This is a genomic window from Rhizobium sp. BK112 (genome assembly GCF_014193215.1).
Lineage (GTDB): Bacteria > Pseudomonadota > Alphaproteobacteria > Rhizobiales > Rhizobiaceae > Rhizobium > Rhizobium anhuiense.
The window spans coordinates 990,741-1,006,414 of the sequence record NZ_JACHYZ010000001.1 but is presented as its reverse complement, the minus strand read 5'-3'; the positions used below and the strand labels follow the sequence as shown (position 1 = coordinate 1,006,414).

Below are 15,674 nucleotides of genomic sequence, written 5' to 3'. Positions count from 1 at the left end.
GTTCCCCGAGATCACGAATAAAATGTACGGCGGCGCAATCTCATCAAACCTAGCTGCCGTCTCGGTCCGTCACGCTCAAGGCTTTTACTGTGATGGCTGCAATGACGCCGGTCAGCACGATCCCTGCAAACCCGATGACCAAAGCGAGTATCCGTGCCGAAACATGTTTGGGCGTAAAGTCGCCGTAGCCGATGGTAAGTCCCGTCACGAAGGTAAAATAAAGCGCTTCATCGATCCGCCAATTTTCGATCCGCCAAATTGCCAGTCCGGATGCGACCATGATCGACACGATGCCGGAAAGGATCGGCCAGATGACACGCAGCTGCTGTGCGAGTGCGATGAAGAACAGCCTTCTCACCTGCCGGGTATGCGGTCCGCCGCCCGATCGCTCCTGTTTGGGAACGCGGGACCTCATCGCACTGCCGGCGGCAGGACGTACAGCGTTATGGCGAAAATCATGTACACCATCAGCACCAGGACGCCGACAAACCATGCCGATCGCCCGCTGTTGGTGACGAACATCGCAGTCACCGTCGCAAGGAACATCATCGTCACGGCACCCGGCCAGAATTGCAGATCCATCGGCGACGGACCGATGAAATAACTCATCAAGACCAGAACGGGCGCAACGAACAAGGCAATCTGGGAAGCGCTCCCGAGCGCGATGCCCACGCTCAGATCCAGCCGGTTCTTGCGAGCGCCGGAAAATGCCGAGGCCATTTCGGCCGCACCGCCGACCAATGCGACGACGATGAAACCGACAAAGGCGGGGGTCATTCCGAAGGCCTCGGCCGCTTCCTGCACGGACTCGACGAAAATCTCGCTCACCAGGGCCACGATTACGGTGACGCCGGCAAGCGTGCCCAGAGCAAGGCCGATCGGCCACGGCGCTTCGCCGGCCTCGGCATGTTCCGTTGAAGAAAAAAATTCCCGATGCGTCCGAAGCGTGAACAACAGCCCAAGCCCGTACCCGACGATCAGCAAGGCAGCCAGGCTGAGACTGAGCGTTTGAGTGACTGGTGCGACCGATGCCGAGTCCAATCCACCAAGCGCCGAAGGCATCAGCAGGGCGATTGTGGCCAGGAAAAGCAGGCCGGCTTGAAGTCGCGCGCTGGCTCGGTTGAACTCCTGAATGTGGTATTTGAGCCCGCCGAGCAGAAACGAAGCGCCCAGCATGAATAGCGTGTTGGTGACGATCGCTCCGGCGATGGATGCCTTGACCAGCGTATATTCGCCTGCCTGCAGGGCAGCCAGCGCGATGACCAGTTCGGTGAGATTGCCGAGGGTCGCATTCAGCAGCCCGCCCGCGGCGTCACCCGTCTTGGCGGCAACGGATTCGGTCGCATGGCTGAGCAGTCCGGCCAGCGGGACGATGGCCAGCACCGACAGGATGAAAAGCGCCGTGTGGGCCTCGGGGAAGAGCGCCGCAGCTGCGAACACGACCGGCACGGCGGCCAGCAGCCAGAGCATGGGGCTATCGCGAATCTCTTTGAAAAGAAGGCTCAACCTTCACTCCCCTCTGATCACCTAGCCCCTGATTACCTGGCCCCCGATAACCTGGCCCCCGATTACCTGGATCGCGATGATCTGTTGCCGCTAGCTCCCGGCCGACGCCAATGATCCCTGTCTTGCTCGTCTTCCCTGATCTGCTCGCGGCCTCATTCCGGAAGAGCCGTCTGCTGGAAGAAGGTCACGACTGCGTCGTCAGGCTGGCCAAACCATGTTGTAAAAAACACCCGGAAATTCTGCGCCGCATAGGCCTGGCTCAGGGCGCGATCGACGGCCAAGCGAAAATCCTCGTCCCCGCGCGCCAACTCGAGGCCGAGGGGTTCGTAGGTGAAATGACGCTCGAGGATGATGAGATTGCCGGAGCTGTCGCTGCGGGCGGCGGCATCCATCAGAAGCGGCATGTCGCCGAAGAGCACCGCCGAACTGCCGTCCAGGACACGCTCGATCCCCTGTTGATAGCTGTTCACGGGCGTCGCCGTTGCCGCGAGCTGAAAGGTCTTGATCCTGTCGGACAGCCAGCCTTCGCTTGTCGTGCCGGCTATGGAGGAGAATGTCTTGTGCTCGAGGATCGTGCGGGCCGGCGCGCCGCGCCAGACGGGCCGACTCGATGGCTCGCCATATTGCAGAACCTCGCGCAGCGCCAGCGGAGCACTCGCATTGAGCAGCGCCCCGGTACCGCTCGGGAAGATCGGGAGTGAGAATGAGACCTGCTGCCTGCGGCTGAGCGTCACCGGCTCCGCCCCGCAGACAAGGTCCACCGTGCCATCCTGTATGGCACGCAGCTTGGCGTCGCCTGCAAGGGAAACCCATTCCACGTCGAGCTTCGGCAGGTTCAGCTGAGCCCTCAGGCTGTCGGCTATCCGGTTGCAGAGGGCAACCGCATAGCCATCGGGTTTGCCCTGCTGGGCATCGAATGAAAAAGGTCTCGCGTCGGGGTCGTAGCCGAATTTCAGCGCGCTGGACGTCCTAACGCGGTCGAGCGTCTGGGCGGGCGCGGGCGGTGCGACGGCCATCACGGCGAGGACAGAGGCGGCAATTGCCGCCCAGCGACCATTTCTACCTGACATGTTTGGTCCTCCCTGTGTTACTCGGCCGGCGCCCGGTTCACGCCGCTGGCGAAACGCGGGGCGATAAGCCCGTAAATGATGAAAGCGATCCCTGTAACGATCATGCCGCCGAGTACCGCATCCTTGCCGGAGGCATAGATGGCGAAAACGCTGTAAGCCATGCCGACCAAGGCGATCGTGGCATTCAGCCGGTATTTCGCCGGCGGCACGCGAGCGGCCTTCATCATGACGAACAGGGCAGACAGCGCTATGATGTAAGGCAGCACATTGGTGACGACAGCGAGGTTGACGAGCGCGGAGAACTGCTCGCTCAAAGTCGGCGATATGGTCATCAGGGCAAGACCTGTCTGCACGATGCCTAGAATGATCATGCCGCTGACCGGCGCGCCCATCTCGTTCACCCGGGAAAATATGGACGGGAACATCCGCTCATCGGCAGCGGTTTTCGCCGTCTGGGCGATCGTGAACTGCCAGCCCAGCAAAGAGCCGAGGCAGGCAAGGACCGCCAGCGCCATGATGATCGAACCGATCGTCGGATTGAACATCGTGGCATAGGCCAGTGCGAACGGACCTGTTGAAGTGGCGAGCTCGGCATTCGGCACGATGCCCTGAATGACTGTCGTCGACAGGATATAGATGACGGCTGCCCCGAGCGTGCCGAACATGCAGGCGAGCGGTACGTCACGCTTTGGGTTTTCGACGGCATCCGAATTCTGCGCCGCCGACTCCATGCCGAGGAAGGCCCAGAGCGTCAGCGAAATGCTCGATCCCATGCCCTGGGCCAGTGTCAGCCCTTTCGGATTCCAGGCAGCGCCGAATGTGCTTGAACTGAACCAGAGCCAGCCGATGATCGACAGCAGCCCGACCGGAAGGATGACGCCCCAGACTGTGATCGAACCGATACGCCCGGTAATACGCGGACCGCCGAAATTGGCGGCCGTCGTCAGCCACAGAAGCACGATCAGCGCCAGGCAGGTCATGATGGGCGTGGATGTCAGCACCGGAAAGAAGCCGGCGAGATAACCAACGGCCGAAATACCAATCGCCACATTGCCGATGGCGAGCGACAGGAAGTACAGGAAGAACACCAGGAAATAGCCGTCTTTTCCGTAGGCATCTTCCGCATAGGCGGACATGCCCCCGGGGCGCTGATTGAACAATCCGGCCTGAGCAAAGCCATAGGCGATCGCCATCGAGCCGACGGCGGTCACCAGCCAGGAAAGGAGCGAGATTGCACCGACCTGCGCCATGTTGGCGGGAAGCATAATGATGCCCGACCCCATCATGTTCACGGCGACGATGAAGGTGAGCTGCACCAGATTCATCTTTTTCTTCGCGGTGGTCTCGGCCGCGAGATGCATCGTGTTGTCGGTCATGATGAAATCCTCCTGCCGCTACTCGCGCACGACATATGTGTGGAATTTGATCCGCCCCTCGACCCGCTCCTGGAACACGCCCTGGACCTCGTAGTTGAAACCCGGAAACCGGTTGAAGGATTCCTCGAAGGCGAGGAAATAGTCGCGCATGGGTCGTGCTCGGTCGTCCCAGCGCTCTCCCGGCACGATCACGCCGATGCCGGGCGGATAGATCAGCGCCAGCGTTGCCGAAATGCGGCCGGCGGCTTCCGTCAACGACACATAGTCGACATTGTTGGCGACCAGCGCTTCATAGGCCTGCTTGGGAGCGATGGCCGGCTCCGGGAAGCTCTCCGAGCGGAAGCAGAGACGCTGCAATTCCTTGACGCCGGCATCGCGATAAAAGGTATGCATTTCGCGGCAGACCTGGCGGACCGTATAGCCGGCATAACGCTCGCGATTGGCCGCAAAGACCGTCGGCAGCACCTCCTGCAGCGGCGCGTCGCGATCCCAGAGATTCTTGAACTTGACGAGTTTGGCGACGAGCGTGTTCAGCTTGCTCTCGTCTTCGGCTGGAGTGAGCAGGAAAAGCAGGCTGTTGAGGTCGCATTTTTCGGCGACGACCCGCTGCTCGCGCAGATAGTTGGCGACGACGGTCGCCGGGATACCGAACTCGCGATATTCACCGGTCTTGCGGTCGATGCCGGGCGTCAGCAGCGTAAGCTTGTTCGGATCGACCATCGTGTAATCAGGCGCATATCCGGCATAACCGTGCCACTTTGCCTGTGGATCGAAACGCCAGCATTGCTGCTCGCGCTTGAGCACATCCGTGGACACATCTTCCCACCGTACGGCTTCGAGGTCGGTGGTATGTTTTGAGCCCGAAATGGTGACCTTGTCCGGCACGAAGGGATCGAAGAACCATTGCTCTTCCGTGCCTGCGGCTTTGGACTCGTAGTGCTCGACGAAACCGCGCAGCTTCTTGCGCACCTCGATCCCCAGTTCGATGCAGCGGTCCCAGAGCATCTCGCCCGCCTTGCCCTCATGCACCTTGGCGTTGACGTCAAGCGAGGCGAAGAGCGGATAGAAGGGAGAGGTCGAAACATGCATCAGCAGCGATTCGTTGAAACGCTTGTGTTCGACGAACCGGCGCTGGCCGCTGATATGTTCGTCCCGCTTGTGGATCTGCGATGCCTGCGAGAAGCCGGCGCCCTGCTTGTGCACGGATTGGGTGGAGAACAGGCCAGGCATGTCCGCCCGCAGGTCTTTCAGGCGCATCGGGCTGTGGCCCTCGAAGAGCGGATGAAAGGCGTTGTAGCCGATCCAAGCCTCGTCCCAGAGCACGTAGTCGCAGAGATGACCGATCTTCTCCATGACCTGCCGGACATTGTAAATCGTGCCGTCATAAGTCGCGAGCTGGATGCAGGCCAGGCGGAAAGGCCTCTCCGCCTGCGCGCGGCTCTTGTCGGTGACAAGCGGATGTTCCTCGATCTTTCGCCGCAGCCAGCTCTCGTCCCAGGCCGCCCAGTCGACCGCGCCGATCATGCCGAAGGAATTGCGGGCGGTCGGCAGATAGATCGGGATGGCGCCCGCCTGAACCAGCGCGCCCTGATGCAGGGATTTGTGATTGTTGCGGTCGAAGAGCACGAGATCGCCGCTGCGCAGCACCGCGTTGGCGACCACCTTGTTGGAGGTGCTTGTTCCGTTCAGGATGAAGTAGGTGCGGTCCGCGCCGAAGATGCGCGCAGCCTGCTTCTGTGCTTCGACGGCGGGGCCTTCATGGATCAGGAGGTCGCCGAGATCGACGTCCGCATTGCAGAGATCGTTGCGGAAAATGCTTTCGCCGAAATATTTGAAGAAGAGCTGGCCGGCCGGTGATTTTCGATAGAACTGGCCGCCCTGATGTCCAGGGCAATCGAAGGCGATATTGGCCTCGCCGTCATAGGCCATCATGCCGCCGAAAAACGGCGGCAGCAGCGACTTGCCGTAATTGACCGCGCTGGAAACGATCTGCTTGGCATAGAAGGTCGGCGTCTGCTGGCCGAGATAGACGAAGCCATCCACCTCGCCGGCCATCTCGACGACATCCATATCCGCAATCGTCAGCGTATCCGCCATTGCCCAGATCGGCGTGCGAAAACCGATATCCCTGACCGAGCGAAGAAAGTTACGTGCCGCCGGCAGCTTGCCGCCCTCGACCGAGCCGATATAGGCGCCGACGTCAGCATCCTCAGATACATCAGCGGAATAGTCGTGGCGCAGCTCCACCTGGAAACCCTGGGCGGTGATCTGCGCCACCAGTTCCTGGGCCTGAGAATTGTCGCGGTCGATGACGGCCACGATCTTCAGCATCTTGTGAAACGGTATGGCGACCGTCGGAGACTTCACATCGCGCGGGATCATTCCTGCCCCTCCTCTGCAATGCAATCGACAAGATAGCGGCGACCGCCGTCACCGGGCAAGAATCGAAGGCCGTGGATATCCGTCTCGAAACCGGGGAACTTCCGGTCGAAATCACGGGCGTAAAGCAGATAGTCCTGAATGGATTTCGTCGACTGGGTGATCCGCTCGCCCGGCATGATCAGCGGGATACCCGGCGGATAGGGTACGATCATCACGGCGAGGATGCGGTTCATGAGATTGTCGATCTCGACGCTCTCGATCCGCCCCTTGACCAGCCGGTCATAGGCGTCGGCGGGACGCAACGCCATTTCGGGCAAGACGGTGTACATCTCGCGCTGCGCCTTCGGCACATCGTCCTTGCGGTAGATCGCATGGATCTGTTCGCAGAGGTCTTTGAGCCCCATGCCGCCATAGGCTTCCGGATGGGATGCAGCGAGTGCCGGCAGCGCGCGGGTCAATGGCGCATTGACGTCATAGAGATCCTTGAAATTCAGGAGCTCGGTAACGAGCGTGCTCCACTTGCCGCGGGTGATGCCCATCGAGAAAAGCACCAGGAAGGAATAGAGGCCGGTCTTTTCGATTTCTATGCGTCGGGAGGACAGGAACTTGGTGATGACGGCCGCCGGTATCCCATGCTCGTCCATCGCTCCGCTTGCCGACAGGCCCGGCGACAGAATGGTGACTTTGATCGGGTCGACCATGACGTGGTTTTCGGCAAGGCCGGTAAACCCATGCCAGGCATCATCCGGCTTCAGAACCCAGTCGGCATGGATATCGGTCGGCGTCTGCTCGGCGACCGTCGGCTCCCAGACGTCAAACCACCAGCTGCCTTCCGTCTGTTGCCTCATCGTGTTCATCGCCCGGCGGAAGCTGATCGCCTCGTCGATCATCTCCTGGACGAGCGCGCGTCCCGCCGGTTGCTCCATCATCGCTGCGGCGACATCGCAGGAGGCGATGATGCCGTATTGCGGCGAGGTGGAGGTGTGCATCATGAAGGCTTCGTTGAAGCGGGTGACGTCGAGCCGCGTGGTCTCGGCATGCTGGATGTGGATCATCGAGGCCTGCGAGAACGCGGCCAGAAGCTTGTGCGTCGATTGCGTGGCAAAAGTGATGGCGGTTTTCGAACGCGCCGGCTTCGTAGACGAAATCCCGTGGAAGCCATCGTAGAATTCGTGGAAATTGGCATAGGCGTACCAGGCCTCGTCGAAATGCAGCACTTCGACTGCGTCGCCGAGCGATGCCTTGATCGCATCGACATTGTAGCACAGCCCGTCATAGGTCGAGTTGGTGATAACCATCAACCGGACCTTGCCGCTCGTCTGCCCGGCAAAGGGGCTTGCGGCAATCTTGCGAGCAATCGATTCCGGGGTGAACTGATCCTTCGAGATCGGGCCGATGATGCCGAGCCCGTTGCGCGACGGCGTGAGATAGATGGGAGTTGCGCCCGTCATGATTAGCGAGTGCAGGATCGACTTGTGGCAGTTGCGGTCGCACAGCACCAGATCGCCGCGCCCCACCATGCCATGCCATACGATCTTGTTTGCCGTCGACGTGCCGCCGACCACAAATAGGGTCTCGTCGGTGCCGAAGATGCGTGCGGCATTGCGCTCGCCCTCGGCGATCGGCCCGACGTGATCCAGCAGCGAACCAACGCTGCCGACCGATACGGAGATATCGGATCGCAGCGTGTTTTCACCGAAGAAAGTATAGAAGAGCTGGCCGACGGGGCTCTTGCGGAAAGCGACACCACCCCCATGGCCGGGCGTATGCCAAGAATAGGCGCCCTCGAGGGTGTAGTCCATCAGCGCCTTGAACATCGGCGGCGGCAGCCGGTCGAGATAGTTGCGCGCAGCCTGCGCTATGGCGCGCGCCATGAATTCCGCCGTATCCTCGAACAGCCGGAAGAAGGCGTTGGCGTGGCGAAGCACCCCGGCCGGGACGTCTTCCGCGGTCGTTTCGTCGCCGAAGAGGAAAATCGGCAGGCGGTCGTTCCTCTGCCGCTTGGCGGCCAATACCTCTCCCAACAGCTGCCAGCGCGTGGTCTTGTCCTCGCTCCCGTCGACGGATACCAGCCAGCAGGATTCGGTGTTGAAGATATGCACGAGGCGCCGCGCATCCTCGTAGGAAACGCCGGAGACGATCCGGAAGCCTTCCTTTTCGATTGCGGCCGCCAGATCGCGCATGCCGCGTCCTGCGGCGCTCTTGCCATCAAAGTCTTCGTCGATAACGGCTATCGGAAATGCCATCTGGAATTCCATGCGTTCCTCCGGAAACCGAGGGTCAAAGGCCGTGGCCGCTCTGCAGCGACGCGTATCTCAGCTGGAGGGATCGTACATGACGGGTGATGCACCGTCGTTGATTGCAATCAACCTGAGGCAAAGGATTTCGATATCGATGGGAACGCTGACGTCGCCTATTCCGCCTATTCCGCCCATTCCGCGTCGGCCGTGAAGGCGATCGTCAGCCAGCGATTGGCGCTCTCGTCTCCGATCGAGGCCCCTATCTCGTCGCGGAGTGCGTCCCATTCCTCTACCGTCTTTGCCGGAAGCCCTTCCGGTACGATGAAGTAGAGTTCGATCTGCATTGCGCGGCCGACCCGGGCGACATAGGCGCGGTGCGAAAGGAAGCCGAGGCGGCGAACCGTTTCCGAGGCGACGCGGTCGACATGCTCCTGGAGATCGACAGGGGCGATCAGCAGGATCTCGCTCAACGCCTTCCGGACAGTGCCGATCGGAAGCGGGATCATGACCAGGCAGACCAGCGCCAGAACCGCGGGATCCATATAGCTGGCGACCCATGCGACGGGCGTCGCCTGCACAGCCATGCCGATCAGAAATGCAATCAGCAGCGCTAACGCGATGCCGCCGGACATGATCCACGCCTTGATGTCGAGCGAGATGAAATCGGATTTGATGCCGGCATTCAGCCTGATGCCAAGGAAAGCCATGGCAGCGCAGACAAATAGGGTCGCCGCGGAATAGGCGACCGCCATGCCGAATTGCAGTTCGTGGCCGCCGTTCATGATGCTGATGATCGCGCTGATCAGTGCATAGACGGCGACCGTCATCAGCAGGCAGCCATTGAGCATCAGCACGATGGGCTCCAGATGCCAGAAGCCCATGGTAAAGCGGTTTCGGATTCGGCCCGACTGCGCGTCGCTCTGGGTCGATTGTATGATGAGGCTGGAAACCCAGAGCGCAAGCCCGGTCATCGCCGCATCGGCCAGCGAATAAACGCCGTCGAAGGCGATGGAGAACGATCCGGAAAGGATGCCGAAAACCACGCCGAGCGTAGCGACCACAACCGTCGCCGCGATCGAGATCCTGAGAAATCCCTGCTCGCCTAACATCATTGTCCCCGCCTCCGACACCTTTCGTTCCAATCGTTTTATGCTGGTCGTGAAGGTGAGACGAGGTGTGAGACGGAATGGGCCCGCTTTTTTCATTGCCGGCCGCAGCCGCGCCATGGCAACCAGCCAATCATGCGGTGGGCGCGCAGGGAAGGCCGCGCGGCTGCCCCAGCCTGAAATTTACCCGGCACAAATGCCGCTCATTTTGTATAGAAGGTCATATTGCCGTTGCGCGCCCGCGAGACCCATTCGATGTCGTTCGCGGTAAGCTTCTTGGCCTTGAGCTGGGCCGCAAGCCATTTGTTCGCGCGAATTGCGTCTCTGATGGCTTTGACATGTTCTTCACTTCCCTGCTTAGGGTGAGAACCTGTCTCCGAAAAATCCGCCATCCTGTAGCTAACGATCGTGAATCGTCTGTCGTGATAGGTTCTCACCGCCTCGGGCAGATTTTCGCTCCAGTTCATTCTCCGATATTCGCGTCGATTCTGCTGGGCCTCGACCGGAGCAATTCCGGCGGCGGCAGTGAATACGGCAAGTCCAATGATCATGGCCATCTTCATCGCTCTTACTCCCGAGAACTAAATGACGTTCGGTGTCGAAGATAGCTCATGCACCGACGCCAAGCATTGAGTACGATCAATGCTGTTCAAGCAGGTACATTGCCGATGGCCCGCATATTTTCTGATGCTTTCAGACCGTCGCCCACTACGCATTGAACCGGATTGCGGCATCTGTTCTTTGGGAGGAAGATTGCGTCCGGGAACAGATGTCCGAGGCGATATCGGCGTCGGAAAGGATGTTTATCGGGAGGGGACCATGACAACGTCGCCAAATGGCAAGAGCCTCGGACTTGCTGCCTGCACCGCCATCGTGGTGGGAAACATGGTGGGGTCGGGCTTTTATCTTTCGCCGGCCGCAGTCGCGCCCTATGGCAACCTTGCGATTATCGTCTGGATCGTCATGGGCGCCGGCGCGATCTGCCTCGGCCTCACCTTTGCGCGCCTGGCGCGCCTCGTGCCCGCTGTCGGCGGCCCCTATGCATATACGAGGCTCGCCTATGGCGATTTCGCCGGCTTCCTGATTGCCTGGGGCTACTGGATTTCCATCTGGACGTCGCTGCCGGTCATCGCCATTGCCTTTGCCGGCGTCATGGTCGATCTCTTCCCTGCTCTCGGCAACCGCTTCGCCGCGACCGTGCTGACGCTTGGCGTGATCTGGGCGATCGTGCTCGTCAATCTTCGCGGCGTCCATGCGGCGGGTGTCTTCGCGCAGGTCACCACCTATGCCAAGCTGCTTCCCTTCGGCGCCGTCGCCATCATCGGCCTTCTCTTCATCGACACCTCGCATTTCTCCGAATTCAATCCGAGCGGACAATCGCTGCTGCAGTCGGTCGCAACGCTGGCGCCGCTGACGATGTTTGCCTATCTGGGGCTGGAATCGGCGACCGTGCCTGCAGGCGATGTCGAGAATGCCGAGCGCACCATCCCCCGTTCGACCGTGCTTGGGATCTCGATCGCCGCCGCCCTCTATGTCCTGGGCACCATTGTCGTGATGGGCCTCCTGCCGCGCGAACAGCTCGTTCGCTCGGTTGCGCCATTCTCCCAGGCCGCGGGGATCATGTGGGGACGGCCCGGCGAGCTGGCGATCTCGATTGCCGTGCTGCTCTCCTCGATCGGCGCTCTCAACGGCTGGACTCTGCTGATGGGGCAAGTCCCGATGGCTGCTGCCCGGGACGGGCTGTTTCCGCCGCTTTTTGCGCGGCTCTCCGCGCGCGGCGTGCCGGCATGGGGCATGATCATCTCAGCCTCGTTCGCAACGCTTTTGGTTCTTGTCCAGGCGATCGGCTCCGAAGGTTTCGCGGCGGCCTACCGGCTCATGGTCGGTCTGAGCACCATGGCCGCCGTCATTCCCTATGCCTTCTGCTCGCTTGCCGGAACCCTCGTTGCTGGTGCCGCCCATGGGCGAATGCCACGGGTGAGCGCAATCGAGATCATCGCCTTCGTCTTTGCAATCTTCACCCTCTACGGCTCCGGCGCCGAACCGGTGCTATACGGCCTCGTGCTGTTGATGCTCGGCATCCCGGTCTATGTCTGGCAAAAACGAAATGCGACTGGCGCCACAGACAAGGAGACGGCAGCAGGGGGCGCGGTATCGCGCCCCCTGCCCTCTCAGGATAAGTTTGCTTGAAAGATCGGGCGGTCAGCTGTGCCAGCTCAGGCCGGCAAAATTTTCATTGATGATCGTTCCGCGTTCGCCGCGCACCATTCCCGCAATGTCGGCAAGCGATCCGATGGCCGCGGTCTTGCCACCGGCCCGCGCAAAATGGCAGGCGGCATCGATCTTCGGGCCCATCGACCCGGCCGGGAAGGAAAACTGCTTGAAATCGTCGGGACGGGCCTGATGGATCGCCTTCTGGGACGGCTTGCCCCAATCGGTGTAGACGGCCTCGGCATCCGTCGCCATGATCAGGAGATCGGCTCGGAGCTCGCGCGCCAGCAGCTCCGAGCACAGATCCTTGTCGATCACCGCTTCGACACCGATCAGCTTCCGGTCGTGGCCCTTTTCGTACATTGTCGGAATGCCGCCGCCACCCGCACAGATGACGATGGTGCGCTGTTCCAGCAGCCATCGGACCGGGCGGATCTCGAAGATGCGTTTGGGCGCCGGCGAGGCGACGACACGCCGCCATTTTTCGCCATCCTGCTTGAAAACCCAGCCCTTTTCCTTGGCGATCCGGTCAGCCTCGGCTTTCTCATAGACGGGGCCGACGAACTTCGTGGGGTTCTGGAAGCCCGGATCGGCGGCATCGACCTCCACCATGGTCAGCAGCGTGGCCAAAGGTTGCTCGAACGGCAAGAGATTGCCGAGTTCCTGTTCCAGCATGTAACCGATCATGCCCTCGGTCTCGGCGCCGAGAACATCGAGCGGATAGGCTTCCTCGGGTTTGTAGGCCGCCCCCTGCAGCGCAAGCAGCCCCACCTGCGGCCCGTTGCCGTGGGTGACGACGATCTCATGTTCGGCCGCCAATGGCGCGATCGCCTCAGCCGCGACGCGCGCGTTCCGTCTCTGGGTATCGGCGGTCATGGCTTCCCCACGCCGCAGAAGCGCATTGCCGCCAAGCGCAATCACCACACGCATGTCAATCTCCCAGGGTCGCGACAAGCAGGGCCTTGATCGTGTGCAGACGGTTCTCCGCCTGCTCGAAGGCGACATTGGCCTCGGACTCGAAGACGTCGTTGGTGACTTCAAGTCCATTGTCCATGCCGTAATCTTCGGCGATCTGTTTGCCGAGCGTGGTTTCGGTGTCGTGGAATGCCGGCAGGCAGTGCATGAACTTGGTCTGCGGATTGCCGGTCGCCTTCATCAGTTCCTGATTGACCTGATAGGGCGTGAGCAGCTTGATGCGTTCGCGCCAGACCTCCTTCGGCTCGCCCATCGAGACCCAGACGTCCGTATGGATGAAATCGACGTCTTTGACCGCCTCCTTCGGATCTTCGGTGACCAGCAGGCGAGCGCCCGAGGCCTGCTGAAGATCCCTGGCGATCTTCATATATTCTTCCGAAGGCCACAGCGATCTCGGGCCGCAGATACGCACGTCCATGCCGAGCAGGCAGCCGACGATCAACAGCGAATGCCCCATGTTCGAGCGGGTGTCGCCGACATAGGCATATTTGATCTGGGCGACCGGTTTGTCGCTATGTTCGCGCATGGTCATGACGTCGGCAATCATCTGTGTCGGATGATATTCGTCCGTCAGGCCGTTATAGACCGGCACCCCGGCATAACGTGCCAGCGTCTCAACGCCCTTCTGCGCCGAGCCGCGATATTCGATGGCATCATACATGCGGCCGAGCACTCGCGCCGTATCCTTGAAGGATTCCTTATGCCCGATCTGCGAGCCGGACGGATCGAGATAGGTGACGTTGGCGCCCTGATCCGAGCAGGCGACTTCGAAGGCGCACCTCGTTCGCGTCGAGGTTTTCTCGAAAATCAGGCAGATCTCCTTGCCTTTCAGGTGTTCCTGCTCGGTGCGGGCATATTTGGCCCGCTTCAGATCGCGGGCGAGATCGAGGAGGTAACGGAATTCCCGCGGTGTATAGTCCTGCACGGTCAGAAGCGATCGATTGCGCAGATTGAAGCTCATGGTCTTGCTCCGTCAGCCTGTTTCGTGGATGGAAACGTCAGTAAGCAGGGTCGCGCCAGATGGGACATGTCATGCAGTGCCCGCCACCGCGGCCACGGCCGAGTTCGGCGCCGCGAATGGTGACGACCTCGATCCCCGCCTTCCGCAGAAGCGTATTCGTGTAGGTGTTGCGGTCGTAGGCGACGACGACGCCGGGCTCGAGCGCGACGACATTGTTGCCGTCATCCCATTGTTCGCGCTCGGCCTGGTAGGAATTGCCGCCGGTTTCGACGGTGCGCAATCGCGGCAAGTCGAGCGCCTCGCTGACGACATCGAGCATTGGTCGAGTTTCAGGATGAATCTCGAACGTGCCGTCGTCGTCTTTCGGATACATGCTGTAGCAGCGGACCTGGTCGACGACCTCGGCAAACAGCGTGACGACATCGCGATCGCAAAAGCTGAAAACGGTATCCAGGTGCATTGCCGCGCGGCTCTTCGGCATCAGGCAGCCGATCACCCTCTTCGCGGCCTTGCTCCTGAACAGCGCCTGCGCCACCTGACCGACGGCCTGATAGGTCGTACGCTCGCCCATGCCGATCAGGACGGTGCCGTTGCCGATCGGCATGACGTCGCCTCCCTCCATCGAGGCGTTGGCGAACTGATTGTCTGAATCGCCCCACCAGATCTGGAAATCACCGCCGAGGAAGATCGGATGAAACTTGTAGATCGCACGCTGGATCAGCGTTTCGGCGCGTCTTGCCGGCCAGAACATCGGGTTGCAGGTCACGCCGCCGTAGATCCAGCAAGAGGGGTCGCGCTGGAACAGGGTGTTCGGAATGGGCGGGATGACGAAATCCGTCTCCGGCAAGGCGCTGAGCATCAGCGACTTCGCCTTGACCTCAGGCAGGTCGGAGATTGCGATGCCGCCGATCATGAATGCGGCAAGCTGCGTGGGCGGCATTTCGTCAAGCCACGGTCGCATCGCCTCGGCGATCTGCGAGCCGAGGACATTCGGAGTAATGCGCCTGTCCAATACGAAATCGCGCGCCTGTTTGTTGGCAAGCGCCTGGCCAAGCAAGTCGTGGAGCTCGAGAACTTCAACGCCCCGTTCCTGCATCTTCAGCACAAAATCAAAATGATCCTTCTGAGCCTCATGTACCCATAGGACATCGTCAAAAAGCAGATCATGGCAGTTAGCAGGTGTCAGTCGCTGATGAGCCAACGACGGTCTGCAAACCATGACGGTTCTCAATTTCCCGACCTCCGAGTGAACCCCGAAACCACGCATGTGGTCCTCCTTCCGGCTTTCCAGATCGCGGCCGCGTCGGCCGTCCTTCGAAAAGCAGACTATTTCGGCCCGATCGGTCGTGTCATTGATCGCAGACAATCCACGGCACAGTATGTTGCGGTCCTTCCGCCGCTTTGGGGCGAGAGGTCATTGAAGACCCGGAACATCGCAGCGATGGATTTGCCATAGGCGCCAATGGGTGGGATGAATGTCGAGCGCGTCGCCGGTCACCGCATTGATCCAGCCGTCGGGGAGACGCTGGCAGGGGAAAACCAGGGCATGCACGCCTTCGTCGTCGATGACGGCGAGCTCTATATCCTGTTCGAATGGAGCTTCGACTGGCAATCGCCACATTACCAAACCCTCCCGACGATCCACCGGGTCAACCGGACACGAGGTTGTCATTCCGGCACACCAATCATCCAACCGGCAGGTTTTGGCCTGACCGGCGATCAGCCGGCAAGTGTGGGTCTTGTCTGCGGAAATAGATCCGACGAGCTTTGGCCATCGCTCGATCGCCGATATTCCTTGCGGCTCGCCCGCCCACGGGCGGCCCGGCCACTTGCCCGCTGTTTCTCAC

At 60.8% G+C, this 15,674-nt stretch carries 13 protein-coding genes; 1 reads left to right on the top strand and 12 read right to left on the bottom strand.

All coding sequences use genetic code 11. The features are described 5' to 3' along the window. Nucleotides 1–49: 49 nt before the first annotated feature. The 8 genes from FHT75_RS04855 to FHT75_RS04820 all read right to left on the bottom strand — a co-directional run bounded on the left by FHT75_RS04855 (nucleotide 50) and on the right by FHT75_RS04820 (nucleotide 10,243). On the bottom strand, nucleotides 50–415 hold the full coding sequence (locus FHT75_RS04855) for a potassium channel family protein (protein ID WP_028757850.1): 366 nt from the start codon (nucleotides 413–415) through the stop codon (nucleotides 50–52). After that, nucleotides 412–1,506, bottom strand: a complete 1,095-nt coding sequence (gene cax / locus FHT75_RS04850) for a calcium/proton exchanger (RefSeq protein WP_028755955.1) — start codon at nucleotides 1,504–1,506, stop codon at nucleotides 412–414. Before cax ends, FHT75_RS04855 begins: the two co-directional genes overlap by 4 nt. Before the next feature lie 152 nt (nucleotides 1,507–1,658). Beyond that, on the bottom strand, nucleotides 1,659–2,576 hold the full coding sequence (locus FHT75_RS04845) for an amino acid ABC transporter substrate-binding protein (RefSeq protein WP_028755956.1): 918 nt from the start codon (nucleotides 2,574–2,576) through the stop codon (nucleotides 1,659–1,661). A 17-nt stretch (nucleotides 2,577–2,593) separates the two neighbouring features. Then, nucleotides 2,594–3,952: a putrescine-ornithine antiporter gene (potE, locus tag FHT75_RS04840; RefSeq protein ID WP_028757847.1), complete on the bottom strand. Its 1,359-nt coding sequence runs from the start codon at nucleotides 3,950–3,952 to the stop codon at nucleotides 2,594–2,596. A gap of 18 nt (nucleotides 3,953–3,970) precedes the next feature. After that, a complete protein-coding gene (speC, locus tag FHT75_RS04835) occupies nucleotides 3,971–6,334 on the bottom strand; it encodes an ornithine decarboxylase (protein WP_028755958.1) in 2,364 nt (787 codons plus the stop codon). Beyond that, entirely contained in the window at nucleotides 6,331–8,592 is a 2,262-nt protein-coding gene (locus FHT75_RS04830) for an Orn/Lys/Arg decarboxylase N-terminal domain-containing protein (protein ID WP_028755959.1), read from the bottom strand. Before FHT75_RS04830 ends, speC begins: the two co-directional genes overlap by 4 nt. A gap of 164 nt (nucleotides 8,593–8,756) precedes the next feature. Then, nucleotides 8,757–9,683 carry a cation diffusion facilitator family transporter gene (locus FHT75_RS04825; RefSeq protein WP_028755960.1) on the bottom strand — a complete coding sequence of 309 codons (927 nt, stop codon included), beginning with the start codon at nucleotides 9,681–9,683 and terminating at the stop codon, nucleotides 8,757–8,759. Nucleotides 9,684–9,883: 200 nt separating this feature from the next. Further along, nucleotides 9,884–10,243 carry a hypothetical protein gene (locus FHT75_RS04820; RefSeq protein ID WP_244604781.1) on the bottom strand — a complete coding sequence of 120 codons (360 nt, stop codon included), beginning with the start codon at nucleotides 10,241–10,243 and terminating at the stop codon, nucleotides 9,884–9,886. Nucleotides 10,244–10,499: 256 nt separating this feature from the next. Between FHT75_RS04820 and FHT75_RS04815 the strand changes: the two genes are divergently transcribed. Then, nucleotides 10,500–11,870: an amino acid permease gene (locus FHT75_RS04815; protein WP_028755962.1), complete on the top strand. Its 1,371-nt coding sequence runs from the start codon at nucleotides 10,500–10,502 to the stop codon at nucleotides 11,868–11,870. A 12-nt stretch (nucleotides 11,871–11,882) separates the two neighbouring features. On the opposite strand, the gene arcC is transcribed toward FHT75_RS04815, so the two are convergent. From arcC to FHT75_RS04795, 4 genes are all read right to left on the bottom strand, one after another. Further along, nucleotides 11,883–12,821: a carbamate kinase gene (arcC, locus tag FHT75_RS04810; protein WP_028755963.1), complete on the bottom strand. Its 939-nt coding sequence runs from the start codon at nucleotides 12,819–12,821 to the stop codon at nucleotides 11,883–11,885. 1 nt (nucleotide 12,822) lies between these two features. Continuing rightward, nucleotides 12,823–13,827: an ornithine carbamoyltransferase gene (locus tag FHT75_RS04805; RefSeq protein WP_028755964.1), complete on the bottom strand. Its 1,005-nt coding sequence runs from the start codon at nucleotides 13,825–13,827 to the stop codon at nucleotides 12,823–12,825. Between the two features lie 37 nt (nucleotides 13,828–13,864). Next, nucleotides 13,865–15,094, bottom strand: coding sequence for an arginine deiminase (arcA, locus tag FHT75_RS04800; RefSeq protein WP_063475211.1), 1,230 nt, complete (start codon nucleotides 15,092–15,094; stop codon nucleotides 13,865–13,867). Between the two features lie 147 nt (nucleotides 15,095–15,241). Continuing rightward, a complete protein-coding gene (locus FHT75_RS04795) occupies nucleotides 15,242–15,448 on the bottom strand; it encodes a hypothetical protein (RefSeq protein ID WP_028755968.1) in 207 nt (68 codons plus the stop codon). Nucleotides 15,449–15,674 lie beyond the last annotated feature (226 nt).

Excerpts from the sequence above, each read along its gene's own strand:
- FHT75_RS04855 (WP_028757850.1), bottom strand. The coding sequence starts at position 415 with ATGAGGTCCCGCGTTCCCAAACAGGAGCGATCGGGCGGCGGACCGCAT.
- FHT75_RS04845 (WP_028755956.1), bottom strand. The coding sequence starts at position 2,576 with ATGTCAGGTAGAAATGGTCGCTGGGCGGCAATTGCCGCCTCTGTCCTC.
- potE (WP_028757847.1), bottom strand. The coding sequence starts at position 3,952 with ATGACCGACAACACGATGCATCTCGCGGCCGAGACCACCGCGAAGAAA.
- speC (WP_028755958.1), bottom strand. The coding sequence starts at position 6,334 with ATGATCCCGCGCGATGTGAAGTCTCCGACGGTCGCCATACCGTTTCAC.
- FHT75_RS04830 (WP_028755959.1), bottom strand. The coding sequence starts at position 8,592 with ATGGAATTCCAGATGGCATTTCCGATAGCCGTTATCGACGAAGACTTT.
- FHT75_RS04825 (WP_028755960.1), bottom strand. The coding sequence starts at position 9,683 with ATGTTAGGCGAGCAGGGATTTCTCAGGATCTCGATCGCGGCGACGGTT.
- FHT75_RS04820 (WP_244604781.1), bottom strand. The coding sequence starts at position 10,243 with ATGAAGATGGCCATGATCATTGGACTTGCCGTATTCACTGCCGCCGCC.
- FHT75_RS04815 (WP_028755962.1), top strand. The coding sequence starts at position 10,500 with ATGACAACGTCGCCAAATGGCAAGAGCCTCGGACTTGCTGCCTGCACC.
- arcC (WP_028755963.1), bottom strand. The coding sequence starts at position 12,821 with ATGCGTGTGGTGATTGCGCTTGGCGGCAATGCGCTTCTGCGGCGTGGG.
- FHT75_RS04805 (WP_028755964.1), bottom strand. The coding sequence starts at position 13,827 with ATGAGCTTCAATCTGCGCAATCGATCGCTTCTGACCGTGCAGGACTAT.
- arcA (WP_063475211.1), bottom strand. The coding sequence starts at position 15,094 with ATGCGTGGTTTCGGGGTTCACTCGGAGGTCGGGAAATTGAGAACCGTC.
- FHT75_RS04795 (WP_028755968.1), bottom strand. The coding sequence starts at position 15,448 with ATGTGGCGATTGCCAGTCGAAGCTCCATTCGAACAGGATATAGAGCTC.